The 16,042-nt window shown below is 69.2% G+C and carries 14 protein-coding genes; 9 read left to right on the top strand and 5 right to left on the bottom strand.

The window, feature by feature from the left end:
• Positions 1-40: 40 nt before the first annotated feature.
• Positions 41-364 (top strand): NIPSNAP family protein, encoded by a 324-nt coding sequence (locus ACX80N_RS09410; RefSeq protein WP_105031149.1) that lies wholly within the window; start codon positions 41-43, stop codon positions 362-364.
• Positions 365-424: 60 nt separating this feature from the next.
• Here the strand turns inward: ACX80N_RS09410 and ACX80N_RS09405 are convergent, their stop codons facing one another.
• Positions 425-1,321 (bottom strand): nuclease-related domain-containing protein, encoded by an 897-nt coding sequence (locus ACX80N_RS09405; RefSeq protein WP_459339159.1) that lies wholly within the window; start codon positions 1,319-1,321, stop codon positions 425-427.
• A gap of 231 nt (positions 1,322-1,552) precedes the next feature.
• Between ACX80N_RS09405 and ACX80N_RS09400 the strand changes: the two genes are divergently transcribed.
• The 3 genes from ACX80N_RS09400 to ACX80N_RS09390 all read left to right on the top strand — a co-directional run bounded on the left by ACX80N_RS09400 (position 1,553) and on the right by ACX80N_RS09390 (position 4,795).
• Complete coding sequence (locus ACX80N_RS09400) at positions 1,553-3,331, top strand: BTAD domain-containing putative transcriptional regulator (protein ID WP_459339158.1); 1,779 nt, start codon at positions 1,553-1,555, stop codon at positions 3,329-3,331.
• A 106-nt stretch (positions 3,332-3,437) separates the two neighbouring features.
• Positions 3,438-4,268 (top strand): class I SAM-dependent methyltransferase, encoded by an 831-nt coding sequence (locus tag ACX80N_RS09395; RefSeq protein ID WP_459339157.1) that lies wholly within the window; start codon positions 3,438-3,440, stop codon positions 4,266-4,268.
• A 173-nt stretch (positions 4,269-4,441) separates the two neighbouring features.
• Positions 4,442-4,795, top strand: a complete 354-nt coding sequence (locus ACX80N_RS09390; RefSeq protein WP_459339156.1) for a TfoX/Sxy family protein — start codon at positions 4,442-4,444, stop codon at positions 4,793-4,795.
• A 105-nt stretch (positions 4,796-4,900) separates the two neighbouring features.
• On the opposite strand, the gene ACX80N_RS09385 is transcribed toward ACX80N_RS09390, so the two are convergent.
• Positions 4,901-8,449 carry a choice-of-anchor I family protein gene (locus ACX80N_RS09385; RefSeq protein ID WP_459339155.1) on the bottom strand — a complete coding sequence of 1,183 codons (3,549 nt, stop codon included), beginning with the start codon at positions 8,447-8,449 and terminating at the stop codon, positions 4,901-4,903.
• Positions 8,450-8,624: 175 nt separating this feature from the next.
• Entirely contained in the window at positions 8,625-9,077 is a 453-nt protein-coding gene (locus ACX80N_RS09380) for a DoxX family protein (protein ID WP_459339154.1), read from the bottom strand.
• A gap of 182 nt (positions 9,078-9,259) precedes the next feature.
• Here ACX80N_RS09380 and ACX80N_RS09375 point away from each other — a divergent pair, with 182 nt between their 5' ends.
• The 4 genes from ACX80N_RS09375 (at position 9,260) to ACX80N_RS09360 (ending at position 13,869) form a co-directional block, all read left to right on the top strand.
• A complete protein-coding gene (locus ACX80N_RS09375) occupies positions 9,260-10,141 on the top strand; it encodes a pullulanase X25 domain-containing protein (protein WP_459339153.1) in 882 nt (293 codons plus the stop codon).
• A 467-nt stretch (positions 10,142-10,608) separates the two neighbouring features.
• Positions 10,609-11,355: a M10 family metallopeptidase domain-containing protein gene (locus tag ACX80N_RS09370; RefSeq protein ID WP_459339152.1), complete on the top strand. Its 747-nt coding sequence runs from the start codon at positions 10,609-10,611 to the stop codon at positions 11,353-11,355.
• Positions 11,356-11,453: 98 nt separating this feature from the next.
• Positions 11,454-11,999: a heme-degrading domain-containing protein gene (locus ACX80N_RS09365; protein ID WP_459339151.1), complete on the top strand. Its 546-nt coding sequence runs from the start codon at positions 11,454-11,456 to the stop codon at positions 11,997-11,999.
• 127 nt (positions 12,000-12,126) lie between these two features.
• Entirely contained in the window at positions 12,127-13,869 is a 1,743-nt protein-coding gene (locus tag ACX80N_RS09360) for an HNH endonuclease signature motif containing protein (RefSeq protein WP_459339150.1), read from the top strand.
• Between the two features lie 32 nt (positions 13,870-13,901).
• Here ACX80N_RS09360 and ACX80N_RS09355 read toward each other — a convergent pair whose 3' ends face one another.
• On the bottom strand, positions 13,902-14,555 hold the full coding sequence (locus tag ACX80N_RS09355; RefSeq protein WP_459339149.1) for an SDR family oxidoreductase: 654 nt from the start codon (positions 14,553-14,555) through the stop codon (positions 13,902-13,904).
• 142 nt (positions 14,556-14,697) lie between these two features.
• On the bottom strand, positions 14,698-15,456 hold the full coding sequence (locus tag ACX80N_RS09350) for an SDR family NAD(P)-dependent oxidoreductase (protein ID WP_459339148.1): 759 nt from the start codon (positions 15,454-15,456) through the stop codon (positions 14,698-14,700).
• Between the two features lie 119 nt (positions 15,457-15,575).
• Between ACX80N_RS09350 and ACX80N_RS09345 the strand changes: the two genes are divergently transcribed.
• Positions 15,576-15,980: a SpoIIAA family protein gene (locus ACX80N_RS09345; protein ID WP_459339147.1), complete on the top strand. Its 405-nt coding sequence runs from the start codon at positions 15,576-15,578 to the stop codon at positions 15,978-15,980.
• The last annotated feature ends 62 nt before the right edge of the window (positions 15,981-16,042 follow it).

Genomic DNA, 16,042 nt, shown 5'->3' with positions numbered 1-16,042 from the left:
AGGCTGAACCCGACCGCCAGTTCCCTCTTTAAGGAGAGCCATGACCTACGAACTTCGCACCTACACCGCCTCGCCGGGCAAGATGGACGCCCTGCTGAACAGGTTCCGCGACTCCACCATCAACCTGTTCATCGAGCACAACATGAAGAGCCTGGGCTATTGGACGCCCGTCGACTCCCCCGACGTCCTCGTCTACCTGCTTCAGCACGACGGCGATCCGAAGGCCAACTGGAAGGCATTCGGCACGGACCAGCGCTGGATCGACGCGAAGTCGGCATCGGAGACGGACGGGCCGCTCGCGGCCAAGATCGAATCGGTGATGCTGGAAGGGACGGACCTCTACCCCATCGCCGTCGCGCGGTAGCCGGTTGAAGGACATAAGCGTCGATAGACGTGTCCTACACCTCGAGCCACGGTTCGGCGCCTATCCGGCGGCGGGTGGTTGCTCGATGCCCGGTATTGGCTGAAAAGGATTTGTATAGGACTCTGCGAAGCTCTGCAGGGCTCCTACCCCAATCCAAAGCACCAGGACTGTCACCACCAAACGCCACATGGCACCGAAACAGCTCAGTTGATTCCCTCGGCGCGGCCGCCGGGCGGGTGTAGCTGGACGCATCGTCGTCGCCGGTCGAGACTGAACGACAGGAGCGGGCCTCGCTGCTGCCACACGCCGGGCTGCAAGGGCGGAGGACGCAGCGTTCGACGGGTCGAGGAGCGCAGTCGTTGCCACAGCAGGGCTGCTCGGTCCTGCCAGTAGCCCCTCGAGGTAGTCGTGAATGGCGTTGACGAAGGGCTGCTCGAGTACCGGCGGTAGAGCGAGCACCGCCTCAACCAGCCTGTTGATGCCTGCGACGGTTACGCCGGCGGTCGTCGGCCCTGCGAGATCCGGCTGTCCCACCAAGCAGATCCACGCCTGCACCATACTGCGATGTTGCGGTTCGAGAAGAACAGCGACCGCGCTGCATTGTTCGAGCGACGATGACGCTTCACGCTTACGCGGGTAGCCGTTCTGGTACAGCTCGCCGTCACGCAGTCGCACGTCCCCTGACCAGTTCTTGGCATCGATCACCAGGACACCACCAGGACCCACCGCAATGTGGTCGATGTTCGCCTTCGGTCGGCCGGGCCAGTGCACGTCGTGGAGGATCCTCCAGCCATGAAGCTCGAGTTGGCGTAATTGCTCGCCGACACGCGCCTCACCTTCGGCTCCGGCTTCCCAGGCCTGCTGTGCCTTGCGCGCTTTCTCAAGCTCCTCTTCGAGCCGAGAGACCCGTTCACCTAACCGCCGTGCCTGTTCTGCGGCGCCCTGCCCTGCTTCCATGCTTCCCCCCCAAATGGCTGCTGAATCAGCCTAGGGTTCAGGACAGGAGGGCGGGCGAAGCATTGGCGAAGTAGTGCGGCAGGGTTTACCGACCCGATCTCGACACGGAGCCGGAATGAGCGTCCTCCGCACCGGTGGAAGTTCACCGTCACGCGCCACACGGATGCCAGGTGCGCGTCATCTGCGGCACCGGCCGTTCCGCACCGCCAGCCCGCAGATCTACAGTGATGCATGGCCGGGATCGTCCTCCAGCTTCTCGGGCCTCCCTCCATCACGCACCCCGATGGGGAGGGCCGTCAGCCGCGCGGCCGGAAGTCCTGGGGACTGCTCACCCACCTCCTCCTGCATTCGACCCCTACCGCCCGTAACCACTTGGCAGCCCTGCTGTTCGCCGGCGCGGACGACCCGCTCGGAGCCCTCCGCTGGCACCTCGCCGACCTGCGGCGCGTACTCGGACCGGATACCGTTCTCAGCGGGAACCCCGTCGCTCTCGCGTTGCCGCCGGGCTTCCGGCTCGATACCGATTTGAGGGCCCCGCTGCTCGGCGAGGTCGATGCCGAACTGCTCGACGGCCTCGACTTCACGGACCACCCGCCCTTCGACGCCTGGCTGACCATGGAGCGGCACCGGCTGCGGCACGCGGTGGAGACGCTCGTGTACGAGGGCGGACTTGAAGCGCTCGCCGACGGTGACACAGGAACGGCAGTGCGACTCGGAGCCCGCGCGGTGGAACTCGACCCGCTGAACCCCGACTTCCATGCCCTGCTCGTCCGCTCGCTTGTGGCCGCGGGCGACCGCGCCGCTGCACGGACCGCGGCGGCCCACTGCGGCGACGTCTTCGAGGAGCAGCTCGGCATGGGCCTGCCCGCCGAGGTTCAACACGCGCTCGCCGCCCCGGACACCAGCACCGCCGGACTCCCCGCCACGCCCACCGCCGTCGCGTCCTATCTCGAGGCGGCACAGGCATGCCTCTCCGCGGGTGCGACCGCCACCGCCCTGACCCATCTGCGGGTCGCCGGAAATCTGGCGGAGCGGCTCGGCGACCGGACCCTGCAGGCGGAAGCCCTGCTGGCCCTGGCCGGGGCGCTCATCCACGGCGCCGGTGGCCGAGGCGCGGAGGTCGCCGACCTGCTCCACCGCGTGGTGTCCCTATCGGGCGGCGGCTCGCCGGCCATCCGCTCGGCGGCGTACCGCGAGCTCGGGTTCCTCGCCGTCCAGCGAGGCTTCCCCGACAGTGGAGCCCGATGGCTGGCCCGTGCGACGGCGGCTGCCGAAGACCTCCCCGACGAACGCGCCAGGGCGCTCGGCGTGTCCGGGATGCTCGCGACCGACACCGCCGACTACCCGGGCGCCGTCGTCGCCCTCGAGGAATCGGTGCGTCTCAGCGCCGCCCTCGGGCGGACACGAGAGGAGGCCTTCTCGCGGGCGATGCTCGGTCGGGTCCACCTCCTGACCGGGGACCGCGAGCGCACCGCAGTCGAGCTCGATACAGTGCTGGCCCTTGTCGCCGCCGAACACTGGACGGCGTTCACGCCGTTCGTCGAGGCCCTCCGGAGTGAACTGCACCTGGCCACGGGAGACGAGTCGGGCGCCGACGAGATGGCGGATCATGCCACCGCACTGGCATCGTCGTTCGGTGACCGGTGCTTCCTGGACGCGGCGGCACACGCCAAGGCCCAGGTGCTGCTCGCGCGCGGAGACACCGATGGAGCGAACACCTGGATCCGCCGTGGTGTGCAGCCCAACCCCTGGTACCGCTGGTTCCGTGGCCGGAACCTCGACCTCGCGAGCACCGCGGCACTCGCCACGGACCCGTCCCGCGCATGGGACTTCGCGCGGGAGCTCGGCGATCGGTCCAGCAGGTACGGGCACCGCGAACTCGCGGTCCGCGCCTATTCTGCGCGCGCCGCGCTCGGTGATGACGCCGTCCTGCCGGCCTTGACGCTGCTGGCCCGGAGCATCGAGAACCCCCTGCTGAACGAGGACCTTGCCGCGCTGCACCACCTGTAGGAGGGAGCCGTCACACGCCCGTGCACACGGCCCGCGAGAACACTGGTGCCGTCAGGAAGACACCGCGCCGCACGCTTGAGCGGCCCAGCACACGACAGGATCCACCATGACCGACACCACGACCTCCACCGACGCGGACAAGGCGCTGAAAGCCAAGCACCGCGCCATGTGGGCGCAGGGCGACTACGCCGCGATCGCGTCCGAGATCATTCCCAGCCTCGGGCACGTCCTCGTCGACGCCCTGGGTGTCACCGAGGGCCAGCACGTCCTCGACATCGCAGCCGGCACGGGCAACGCCGCCATTCCCGCGGCCCAACGCGGTGCCCACGTGACGGCATCGGACCTGACGCCCGAACTCCTCGACATCGGCGGGCACCTCGCGCAGGAACGGGGTGCGAACCTCGACTGGCGCGTCGCCGATGCCGAGGCCCTCCCCTTCGACTCGGCGTCCTTCGACACCGTGATGTCCTGTGTGGGCGTCATGTTCGCGCCGCATCACCAGCTGACGGCCAACGAGATGGCGCGGGTCTGCCGGTCGGGCGGGAGCATCGGCCTGATCAACTGGACGCCCGAGGGGTTCATCGGCCAGATGTTCATGACTATGAAGCCCTACGCTCCCCCGCCGCCTCCCGGTGCGCAGCCACCGCCGTTGTGGGGCAACGAGAACCATGTGAGGTCGCTGTTCGACGGGCAGGTGTCCGACCTGCAAGCCGAGCGGCGGGTTGTGCGGGTGGACCGTTTCGACTCCTCCGAGGAGTTCCTCGACTTCTTCAAGTCGAAGTACGGGCCGACCATCAGCGTCTACGCCTCGCTGGGCGGCGACGCGGATCGGGCGGCAGCGCTCGACGACGACCTGAAGGCGCTGTTCACGCGGTTCAGTAACGGCGGCACTGCCGTGGACATGGAGTACCTCCTGGTCCTGGCCCGGCGGAACTAGGGTCCGTTTCCAGGCCCTTCGCACCCCATGACGATGTCCGGTACTTCGGAGCCGGGCCTCGTCATGGGCGGTGGGTTACCGGCCTGAGGACGAGACTCGAAGTGCCCGGGATTCCTTGACAGGACGGAGCGGCGACTTCATATTCGGCGTGTACGTCGAACGAAGGAGCGACCGTGGCCACCCTTGACCCTCGTGACAGCCTGGTGCAGAGGCTTCGGGACCTGCTGGCCTCGCACCGGAACGTGCGTGAAGTACGGATGTTCGGACTCCAGTCGTTCATGGTCGACGACAGTCTGGCGGTCGGCGTCGGCCGGAACGGGGACCTGCTCGTCCGCACCGATCCTGGCCAGTACGACGATCTGCTGGAGCGAGGCGGTATACCGGCCCAGATGGGCGGCGACCGGCCGATGGGTCGCGGGTGGCTGACCGTGCCGGGTGAGCGGATCACGGACGATGCCGACCTCGCCTTCTGGCTCCGGGTGGGCACCGACTCCCGCCGGCCACAGACGTCGTCCGGCACGCAGTAGCACCCGACATACGGGATGCCGGCAAGGGCGGAGTGCATCAGCCCCCGGCCCGGGATACGACGATGCCCGGCACAGCGTGCCGGGCATCGTTGCTACTGGTCGGGATCAGCGTGCGGTGACGTCCCCGCCCCGACGGCGCCGCACCAGCAGCAGCGCCCCGCCGAGCAGCGCGAGCACCACACCCGCTCCGGCGATCAGCAGCACGTTTGCACCGGTGTCGGCGAGGTTTCCGCTGACTCTGTAGGAGCCGCCGTCGTTGCCGGAACCGGACCCGGAACCGGAGCCGTCGCCGCCGCCCGGACCGCCGCCGCCCGAACCGTCCGAGTCGCCGTCGTCCGCTATGGGATCACTGGTGGGACCGGGAGGAGGAGTCGGCGTCGGGGTAGGAGTAGGCGTCGGCGTCGTGCCCGGGTCCGCCCCCACCACCGCACGGCCGACCGCCCCCGGCTCCACCGGGCTGAATGCCTCGAAGTACTCCACAGCGGCGATGAGGTCGATCTGCCCCGAGTCCGCCGGGTTGGCGCCCTCGGTGAAGACCGTGAAACCGTCACCGCCGCCCGCGAGGAACGAGTTGGTGGTCACGCGGAACACCTGCTCGTCCGTGATCGCCGCACCCTCGAAGCTGATCGAGGTGATGCGCTGCCCCAGCGGGGCCTCGGGCTGGTAGGTGTAGCCGAAGCCCTCCGAGACGCCGAGGTGCAGCTTGTCCGCCGGATCCTCCGACCGCCACTGCTGCTCCAGCAGCTGCTTCAGCTGGGCTCCCGTGAGGTCCAGGGTAAAGAGTGTGTTGCCGAAGGGCTGCACGGCTGCAACCTCCGCGTAGGTGACCACACCGCCGTCGTCCCCGAACAATAGGTCCGCGCGGACCCCGCCCGGGTTCATGAACGCGATCTGTGCGGGCTCACCGCCGAACGCAGCGTTCGACGTCGCCTCCAGCTGGATGTCCGCGATCAGGTTCGAGAGGGACGACTCCGTGGCGCGGTCCGCGGCCCGCGTGATGTCCGCCGTGATGGAGCCGACCGGGACGGCTCCCTCGACATCGGCGGCAGCCTTCGCCTCGGCGACGATCGCTGCGACCTCGGGGTCCGCCGGGTACAGCGGCACATTGTCCGCGGTCAGCGGCAGGAGTGCCGCCTCGACCGAGACGACGTCCCGGGTCTCGCGGTCCACGCGCACCTGCAGCTGGTCCAGCATGGTCCCGTACTGACCGGCCTGCAGCACCGGACGCTCGCGGCCCTCCAGCCCCGCGACCGGGAACGAGCAGTTGTACGCCTGGTGGGTGTGCCCCGAGAAGATGGCGTCGATGCCGGCGGTTGCGCCGCGGACCAGCTCGCCGTACGGCGACTGCTCGGCGCCGATGGTGGCGCAGTCGGTGCTACCTGAGCCGTCGTGTGCGAGGAGGACGACGACGTCGGCCTCACCGTTCGCATCGTCGCCGTCGCGCAGCTGGGCGGCCACGCGGTTCGCGGCCTCCAGCTGGTTGCCGAAGTCGAGGTCCGCGATGCCCGCCGGGGAGACGAGCGTCGGCGTGGCCTCGGTGACGGTGCCGATGAAACCGACCCGGACGCCGTCGACCTCCTCCACGTGGTACTCGTCCAGCACAGGGTTCTTGGTGCCCTTGGCGTACACGTTGGCGCCGAGGCCGTAGCGTGTGTCGCCGTAACGAGGCAGTACGCGGTCCGTGAGGTCCGCGAAACCGCGGTCGAACTCGTGGTTGCCCACCGCGGAGACATCGAGGCCCGCCGTGACGAGCGCGTCGATGGTCGGGTTGTCCTGCTGCGAGAAGGACGTGAAGGTGGATGCGCCGATGCTGTCGCCCGCCGAGACGAAGAGGGTGTTCGGGTTCTCCGCCGTCAGGGTGTTCACCGCGCCACCGATCACGGCGGCACCCGCCTCGGCCCGGTTCGGCTCGAGGCGCCCGTGGAAGTCGTTGATGCCGAGCACCTGCACCGTGGTGGTGTCCGTCGTGATGTCGAACAGCGTGGTGGTGCCCGAGACCTCGTTGCCGACCGCGATCATCGGCTTGCCCGTGGGCGAACCGTCCGCCGGGATGAAGGTGAGGCCCTCGGGGCCGAGATCGCCTGCGAGCGCCAGGTTGCCGCCGTCGCCCACGGACTGCGAGAAGTCGCGGTTGTTCACATAGGTGACGAAGGTGCTGGTGGCGGGGTCGGTGATGTCGTACACCATGATGCCGCCGACGCGCTCGAGGCCGATGAAGGCGTAGGTGTGGCCGTCGATCACGCCGATGGTGAGGTTCTCGGGCTCGGGGCCCTTGTCGTCACTGCGGCCCTCGAGGTTGGACTCCGTGTGGTTGGAGTTGAAGAAGCCGGGGTTCGCGGCGGCGGTGATGCGCTCGAAGTCCTCCCCGGAGTCGAAGACCTGCTCGCCGCCGGTGGTCCAGATGGAGAAGCTGCGGCTGCCGAAGGCGAAGAGCTCGTCGTAGCAGCCCTCCGGGGTGAGGCCGCTGGCCGTGCTGATGTTCAGGCGGCCGAGGTCGGCGTCGCCGGTCAGCCCCGCGAGGGGGCTCGTCCCGCAGAGCGGTGCCAGACCGTCCGTGCCGAGGTCCTTCACGCGGGCGGGCTCCGCGTAGTCGCCCCACTCACGGGCGTCACCCTCGTTCGCAGTGACGAGGTACGTCTGCTCACCTGCGGTGTAGGCGTTGATGCCGTCCGGCATGTACAGGCCGTTGAGGCCCTCGTACGTGCGGATGTTCACGGTCGGCGCGTCCCGCGGATCGCGGTCCGACGCGTCGAGTCCGTTGCCGGGAAGGCCGTGGTCCTTCGTGCCGAGCGGCCAGATTTCTGTGACCGTTGCGGACGCGAGATCCACGACGGCGACGGCGTTCGCCTCCTGCAGTGCGGCGTACGCGGTGCCGCCGTCGATCGCGATGTACTCGGGTTCGAGCCCCTCGGACACGGGTCGCGTGGAGCCTTCGACGCCCGCGAAGACGCGGACGCCGTCGGGCAGTACCCTCGTGCCGCCGTTCTCCGGTGCCTCGAACGCCCCGAAGCCCGCCGTGCGGACGGCTTCCTGGGCAGGTGCGGCCACCGTGGCGGGCAGCGAGACGACGCTGATCGAGCCTTCGGGGTCCACCGTGTAATCGTCGTTCGGCTCGCCCTCGTTGGCGACGACGGCGAGCGTGCCGTCCTTCGAGATGCTCACCATGTCCGGCAGTGCACCGACCTGCACGGAACCGAGGATGGCACCGTTTCCGGCGGCGTCGAAGAAGACGAGGGATCCGGCGTCGGTCTTGGTGGGCGATTCCAGCGCGATGACGCCGAGGCCGTCGGAGCGGATGGCCACGGAGTTCGCGACACCGGCTCCCGCGATGGTGAAGAGCTTGACCGGTGTGGTGGGGTCGGCGACGTCGAGCACGTCCACGGCACCCGCCTGCGCGTTGACGACGAACAGGCGCTTGCTCGCAGCGTGGTAGGCGACGATCTCGGCCGCGGATTCGTCGAAGACCCCGCTCTCGTACGAGCCGATCGGGGTGAGGCTGAGCGCGGCGTCGGGTGCCGAGGAGCTGATGGGCTCCGGGACGACGGCGGCGCTCGCGGGTAGTGCCAGCAGCAGGGTGCCGGTCACGGCGACGGCGGCGACGGCGGCGACGGCGGCCTGCGCGCGCAGTCGGCGGGTGGGACGGGACGGAGTCATGGTTCTCCCGGGCGGACGAGGTGGGTGCGAACCTCTCCTGTCTACGAACCGAACGTGGCGGTGTGGTGAACGCACGGGGGTTTCGGGATGTCGGTCGCGGGGCGATTCGGCCGCGCTACGGCCGTCGGCCGGTACGGCTCCACAAACGGGCCCGCGGAGGCCCAGTGCTGAAGGCTCAGCCCTTGTTCCGCCTCACGCCCGTCGAGGACGGCCGGAGCGTCCGGCGGTCCCGCCACGCCGCCGTCGACCACAGCGTCCAGAGCACCAGTACCGGCTGGAAGAACAGGCGGGCGAGCCGCGCACCGTCGGAATCCAGCCCGAAGGCGCTGACGCCGTCGACGTACTGGGCGATGTTGCCCGGGAAGACGGCGATGAAGAACACCGCGACCACCCACCCCACGAGCACGCGGTACCTGCCGAGGAGCACCAGCGCGGCACCCAGCACCAGTTCGACGACGCCGGACGCCAGCACCACGACGTCGGCGTCGAGTGGCAGCCACCCGGGGACCTGCGCGGCGAACTCCGACCGCGCGAATGTCAGGTGGGCTGCGCCGGCGAACAGCAGGAACGCCCCGAGCACCAGCCGGGCGGCGGTCCGGGGCGCCGAGGTACGGGCTGGAGGCGTCATCTAGCGCACAATAGCGGCAATGCGCAGGACTCGGATAAAGTCGGGGTGCTGTCATCCGCAGTCTCCAGCATCGTCGAGCCCGACCAGGTAGGAATCCGTCCCGTGGGACGGCGTCCTCCGGGTGCGGACTGCAGGGGCATGGTGGACGACGGATTGCCGCCCGCCCCACGAAGGAGACCGCCATGGCCCCCCGGAACCGCACCAACGACCGACTGCGCACCACCCTCGCCCTGCTCGCCGCCCACCAGGCCGCGGGCACCGTCGTCGCACCCTCCGAGCTGATGGCGCAGGCCGTGGCCGAGGTCCCGTTCGACGACAAGGAATCCGAGCTCCTCGCCGGCGGCGTCCCCCGCGGCTTCAAGGCGCTCACGACGGCGACGTCGAAGCTCGTCAAGGCCGGCTGGCTCGTCAAGGGCCGCGGCGGCTGGACCGCCACCGACGAGGGCGTCCGCGCGGTCAGTGCGTTCACCGACTCCGAACAGTTCATCAACGCCATGATCAGCGGTGCTCCCGTGCCCGAGACGGCTCCTGCAGCTCCGGTGCACGCGCCGGCGGCTCCCGAGCAGCTGGGCGAGGAGTCGCAGGCCGTGCAGGCCGAGGTGGAGGTCGATCCGACGGAGGTCGCCCAGGCCAAAGCTGCCCTCGCCGAGGACGCCGCGCCCGCCGAGGACACCACGCCGCCGGATGTCACGCCGACCCTCGAGGTGACCTCGGACGGCGTCGTCTCGCCCGCAGAGGGAACCGCCGACGACGCCTGGCACGGTCAGCCGCAGTCCGTCGCTCTCTCCGGCGACTTCGACCCGCTGTTCGGCGAGGCCGGGCACTGGAGCTCGGACCTCCGAGAGCTGCAGCTGGACTACGACGCCGCCTCGAACACCTGGAAGCAGACGCTCCAGCTGCCCGCCGGCACCTACCAGTTCAAGATCCTGGTCGACGGCTCCTGGGAGGAGAACTACGGCCGCTTCGGTGTGCGCGACGGCGCCAACCACGAGCTGCACCTGCTCTCCGACACCTCGGTGACGTTCCGGTTCGACTACGCCTCGAAGGACATCGAGACCTCCTAGGTCCTGGTTCCCTCCTCGGCCCCGCCGGTTGCCCTCGGGCGGCCGGCGGGGCCGTCGTCGTTCCCGGCACGTGTCCGTCTCCGGTTCCCGGCAGCCTTCGCGCAGCATTGCCCAAGGACCCCTCAAACCACGACGGGACCCCCTTGCCCGTGCCGCACGATGGACCTGGATCTGCCGGGACGGGGGAAGCGCAGCACATGGGGACACTGGATCGCGAGTGGTATCACGAGCGGGGCGATGCCGCGCGGGACGTGCGGCGGTCGCCGTCGGGCCGAGTACCGCGGTGGGCGATGGACGAGGCGTCCGGTCAACCGACAGCACCACCGCTGTGGTGTGGTGGGGCGCCGACCGGTCGACACCCGCGGCGGGGCGCGCGGAACCACCCGGGGTGCACATCGCCGAGGCGCAGGGGCCGCATACCACCGCGCCTGAGGCTGCGGCTCGGCACCGCTGCCGTCCTCGCGCTCGTGGTCTTCCTCTATGCGACGCCGTCGCTGTTCGATCGTTTCGTCCTGCCTGTCGCCCTGCCGCACCTGCCCGGCGCGAACGTCCCGCCCCGCGGTGTCGGAGCGAACGAGGTGCCGCTCGGCACCCCGCCGCCCGCTCCGGCGTCGACGGCGTACCGGCTCTTCGAGTCACCGGTGGAGGATCAGGAGTGGATCGCCTACGACCCCTGCCGCCCGGTGCACTACGTGGTGCGTCCGGACAACGCACCGTCGGGGTCGGAGGGACTGGTGCAGGAGGCCGTGGCCGAGGTGTCCGCGGCCACGGGGCTGCAGTTCGTGGACGACGGCACGACGACGGAGGCACCCTCCGAGGAGCGCGACCTGTATCAGCCGGAGCTGTACGGCGAGACGTGGGTGCCGGTGCTCATCACCTGGAGCAGTCCGGCGGAGATCCCCGGACTCGCCGGCGATGTCGCCGGATTGGGTGGAAGCGACTACGCCCAGTCGCCCGGCCAGCCCCTCGTCTTCGTGGGAGGGCAGGTGCAGCTCGACGCACCCGATGCCGTCCAGACCCTGCTGATCCCGGGCGGTCGCGCATACCTGAAGGCACTCGTCATGCACGAGCTCGCACACGTTGTGGGACTCGACCACATCGATGATCCACACGAGCTCATGTTCGAGGAGAACACAGGCCGGATCTCCTTCGGCGAGGGCGACCGCGCCGGGCTCGCACTCCTCGGCACCGGACCCTGCGCGCCCGGGCTCTGACCCCGTGATCACCGGAGATGGGACTTCTGTCAAGAGGCACCCAAGTGGGTGCCCGGACCGGTTTCCGCCGCAGCCTGACCACCGCGTAGATTTATTCAATGAGCAATGACGCCCCCTCGACTGTCATCCGTCCGTTCGATCCCGACGGCGGCAGCGACCAGCCTGCGGAAGCACTCGAGGCGCTGATCGCGAAGGTCGAGGGCGAGGTCGCCGAACTCCAGTTCACCCGCTTCACCAACGACGACGCCGTGGCCCTCGGACAGTTGCTCGTCCAGCTCGGAGTAGGGCGGAACCTGCCGATCGCCGTCAGCATCTGCCGGCCGGACCACATCCTGTTCCGGGCGGCGCTCGACGGCGCCACCCCCGACAACGACTTCTGGCTCGACGCGAAGGCCCGCACCGCACAGCGCTACTACGTGCCGTCCCTGCTCGTGGGTCTTCGTGCGCGACGGAACGGCGGCCGCATGGAGGACAACCCGATGTTCGACGCCACCACCCACGCCGCCCACGGCGGCTCGTTCCCGCTCTACATCCGGGGCGTGGGACCGGTGGCCACCGTGACGGTGTCGGGACTGCCGCAGCTCGAGGACCACAGGCTCGTGGTGGAGGCGCTCCGCACGTTCCACGCGGCGGACGGCCTGTAGGCGCTCCGGCGTCGACCCCGGCCGGGTCTGTCCACACCCCCTTTCTATGTGGACAACCCGGCGCACTTCCCCTCCACATTCGCCTCCCAGACGCACGAATAGTACGGGTGTTCTATAAAATCGGGACATGGCCATTGCACCGCTCGAGAACCTCCCCGACGCCCCTGCGGCGTTGGACTCGGCATGTGAGGCGCTCGCTTACTGCGGCCAGCGGCTGAGCGGGAACCACCGTCTTCTGTCGGGGAGCGAGGCACTGCAGGTGATCCTCGACGTCGAGCGTGCCTCCAGACTGGTGGATCACCTGAAGATCGTCGCCGCCCGATTGGCCGACGAGCATCGTTTCGCCTCCCCTGACGGCTTCGGCGACCGCCCGTCCCCCGGCGCTCCGGCGTGCTCTCCGGGCGGAGACGGCGTCGTGGACATCGACCCGGCCGATGCCGCCGCGGCTGGGTCGCCTACGGCGGCTACGACGGTGGCAGCGTCGGCGGTGGCAGCGTCGGCGGTGGCAGCGTCATCGGCTTTGGCGGCATCCTCACCTTCGTCGGCGCTATCGGCGTCATCGGCCTCGGCGGCGTCCTCAGCTTCGGCGGCGCTATCGGCTTCAGCGGCGTCCTCACTTTCGGCGGGCGCCGGCTACAGGGACTGTGCCGACTTTCTCCGCGCCACGCTCGGCATCGGCCGGACCGAGGCGAAGCGCCGACTGAAACTCGCTGACGTGGTACTCCCCACGATTTCACCGACGGGGGCAGCGGTTCCCCCTCGATTCAAGGTCCTGTCGCGAGCGGTCGGGTCGGGTGCGATCAGCGGGAGGGCTGCCACGCTTGTCGTGCAGTCGCTTGAGCGCGTGCACTCCTTCGCAACGCCACGTCAGCTGGAGGGGATGGAGCGCCACCTGACGAAACACGCTGTGGAGTCCGATGAAGACATCCTCTGGGCGCTCGCACGGCGCTGGGAGGGTGTGCTCGATCAGGACGGACAGGAGCCCACGGAGAGGGTGCTGCGTGCACGGCAGGGCGTGTTCCTGAAAGGACGACGCAACGGACTGCATCTGCTGGAGATCGGCGCGACCGACGATCAGTTCGAGCACCTCGTGACCGTCATGAATTCGACTGCCAACCCCAGGCTTCAGGACGGCAGGTCCAGGGGATCCATGGGAGGTGCTTCCCGGGACTCGGCAGCGGGACCCGGCACACCTGCGTCAGACGCAGACGAGACGACTGACCCTTCCGCTCCCACGAGACCCCAGCGGCTTCTCGATGGCCTCGTCTCCGCCTGCAGGATCGCCCTGACGACAGGTGCCCTTCCAGCGACCGGCGGTCACCGTCCGCAGGTCATGGTCACCATCGACTACAAGGATCTGATCGGTGAGACGCAGCGCGCAGGGCACGCCGTGTTCGGCCAGCAGATCAGCGCCAGGACCATCCGCAGGATGGCGTGCGACGCCGACATCATCCCGTTGGTGCTGGGCGGACAGGGCCGGATTCTCGACGTCGGGCGGGCGCAGCGACTCTTCCCACCCCATCTCCGGCGCGCGCTCGTAGCCCGGGACAAGGGCTGCGCCTTTCCCGACTGCTCCATCCCGGCCAGTTGGTGCGAAGCGCACCACATCAGACCCTGGACTCGAGGTGGCCCGACCAGCATCGACAACGGCGTACTTCTCTGTTCCCGGCATCACCACATCATCCATCAGGGAACATGGGTCGTCGAAGCACGCAGCGGCATTCCGTGGTTCACCATGCGAGGTAGACCGGGCCGGGCAGGCGCCCCACGACGAAACACCTACTGGCAGGCAGGGCTATCGGTCGAACAGGAAGTCGTGCGTCACGGCGTCGAAGCCCCTGCATCCCGCCGGAGCCGGTCCACTGGATGAGCAGCGCCAGCAGCCGACGGGGAACGGGAGCGCTACAGCGAAGCCTGAATGGCCTCCGCGATGGGGGTGTTCCCGTTGTTGAACCGGATGGTCTTGTCCACCGTCCCGAGCTCACCGAGGACCACGGCCACCACGTGTGCTACGTCCTCGCGGGTCACGGAATCCTGCTGCGGCTCGTCGGAGACCTCGATCTTCCCGGTGCCGGGGTCGGTGGTGAGTCCGCCCGGACCGAGGATGGTCCATGCGAGCTCCGAAGTGCGCAGGTGCTCGTCCGCCGCGGCCTTGGCCTCCGCGTAGTGGAAGAAGCCGTTGTGCTCGGGGACCCCGTGATCCTTGCGGGAACCGATGTAGGACACCATGACGTAGCGGCCCACCGACGCTTCCTGCGCAGCATCCATCGAGCGGATCGCCGCATCGCGGTCCACGGCGTAGGTGGCCTCCACACTGCTGCCGCCTGCACCGGCGGACCAGACGACGGCGTCGTGCCCGCGGAAGACGTCGGCCATCTGTGCCACGGACAGTTCGGCCACGTCCACCACCACGGGGGTGGCGCCGAGCTCCTCGATGTCGGCCGCGTGGTCCTTGTTGCGGAAGATCGAGGTGACCTGGTGGTCCTGGCTCGTCAGGATCTTCGTCAGATGCAGTGCTACTTTTCCGTGCCCACCGATGATGGCTACGCGTGACATGGGAACTCCCTCTTCTCGTCGGATGTCTTCCCTTCGACGCTAGCCCCTGGGCCCGGCACTGGCCACCGGTCATCCGGTGTTCAGCCCCCAGCGCAGGCCTATTCCCGGCCCGCGGCGGAAGAGTGCGAGGACGGGAACGCATCTACCGGAGGTATGACGCCCCGTTGGCATCGACCACCGTACCGCTGACCCAGACCGGTGCGTCAGTGGCAAGCCAGGCCACGGCCCGAGCGATCTCCTCCGGCGTCGCCACGCGATTGAACGGACTCTGCGCCCTCACGGCGTCCCCGCCCGGACCGTCGAGCACGGTCCTGCCCATGTCCGTCTCCACGAAGCCCGGAGCGACCGCCGCGGCGAGGATCCCATGGGGCGCGAGCGCGACGGCCAGGGACTGGGTCATGGAGTGCAGCGCCGCCTTGCTGGCGCCGTACGCGGGGTTGACGGGCTCGCCCCGGTAGGCGCCGCGCGACCCGACGCTGACCAGCCGGCCACCCTCCGGGCCGGCCTCCCGCTGCAGGAGGTGACGCGCCACGAGCCACGCGAGGTTCGCGGGTCCCATCAGGTTCACGTCGAGTGTGCGCCGCCACGCGTGCTGCCAGTCCTCGTAGGACGTGCTCGCGATCGGGTGCGCCTCGAAGATCCCGGCGTTGTTGACCAGCACATCGATGCCCCCGAGGTCCTGCACGGCGGCGTCGACGATACCCCGGCACGCCTCCGGGTCACCCACGTCCCCGACCACGACGGCATGCCCGGACCCGGGGAGATCCGCCAGGACGCCCTGAGCCGCTGCGGCATCGCGCCCGGCGTGCACCGCGATGTGATGACCGCGCCCCGCGAGTTCCCGAGCGATGGCAGCGCCGATGCCGCGGCTCGCTCCTGTCACCAGAATGCTCAAAGTCATGCCATGACGCTACCTCCTGCATGTCAGAGCGGGCGGGCGTGGACAGGACTCCGGCCGCGCAGCCGCTGCTTGGTACGCTGTCAAGCCATTACCCATGCCACTTCCCGTGAAGGACCGAGATGGACCCGTTCAGTGCGCACCTCGACAGGGGCGTCCTCACGCTGCGCTGGAACCGCGGCGTCGAGATCACCCACGCCGTCGCCGTCGCCGCCGCGCGTGCCCTGGCCAAATTCCACGGCCCTGCCGCCCTCCCCCTCCTTGTGCACATGCATGGTATTTCCGGTGTCACTCCGGAGGCCCGCGTGGGCATGGCGTCCTACCGCGGCTTCTCGAGGGTCGCACTGGTGGGTGCCGACGCCGTCGACGAGGTGATGTCGGGCTTTTCGCACCGCTCCCCCACTACCACGCGCTTCTTCACGTCCGAGATTGAGGCCCTCACCTGGTTGCGCAGCAGCGCGGGCGAGCAGGACGGGGTCGAGGAGGGCACGGTCGAGCGGGGCACGACGGCATCCCGGTCCGACTGACGGCTGTCAGATCCGCGTGGGAGGGAAGCGTTGACCGCCCTGCGCGGCGGGTGCCACAGTGA

The organism is Arthrobacter sp. MDT2-16, assembly GCF_054510925.1.
Note: the sequence above shows the minus strand (reverse complement) of the source record. Positions and strands in the feature narration are given on the sequence as shown.

Coding starts and splice junctions, on each gene's coding strand:
- ACX80N_RS09410 (WP_105031149.1), top strand. CDS start 41: ATGACCTACGAACTTCGCACCTACACCGCCTCGCCGGGCAAGATGGAC.
- ACX80N_RS09405 (WP_459339159.1), bottom strand. CDS start 1,321: ATGGAAGCAGGGCAGGGCGCCGCAGAACAGGCACGGCGGTTAGGTGAA.
- ACX80N_RS09400 (WP_459339158.1), top strand. CDS start 1,553: ATGGCCGGGATCGTCCTCCAGCTTCTCGGGCCTCCCTCCATCACGCAC.
- ACX80N_RS09395 (WP_459339157.1), top strand. CDS start 3,438: ATGACCGACACCACGACCTCCACCGACGCGGACAAGGCGCTGAAAGCC.
- ACX80N_RS09385 (WP_459339155.1), bottom strand. CDS start 8,449: ATGACTCCGTCCCGTCCCACCCGCCGACTGCGCGCGCAGGCCGCCGTC.
- ACX80N_RS09380 (WP_459339154.1), bottom strand. CDS start 9,077: ATGACGCCTCCAGCCCGTACCTCGGCGCCCCGGACCGCCGCCCGGCTG.
- ACX80N_RS09375 (WP_459339153.1), top strand. CDS start 9,260: ATGGCCCCCCGGAACCGCACCAACGACCGACTGCGCACCACCCTCGCC.
- ACX80N_RS09365 (WP_459339151.1), top strand. CDS start 11,454: ATGAGCAATGACGCCCCCTCGACTGTCATCCGTCCGTTCGATCCCGAC.
- ACX80N_RS09360 (WP_459339150.1), top strand. CDS start 12,127: ATGGCCATTGCACCGCTCGAGAACCTCCCCGACGCCCCTGCGGCGTTG.
- ACX80N_RS09355 (WP_459339149.1), bottom strand. CDS start 14,555: ATGTCACGCGTAGCCATCATCGGTGGGCACGGAAAAGTAGCACTGCAT.
- ACX80N_RS09350 (WP_459339148.1), bottom strand. CDS start 15,456: ATGACTTTGAGCATTCTGGTGACAGGAGCGAGCCGCGGCATCGGCGCT.
- ACX80N_RS09345 (WP_459339147.1), top strand. CDS start 15,576: ATGGACCCGTTCAGTGCGCACCTCGACAGGGGCGTCCTCACGCTGCGC.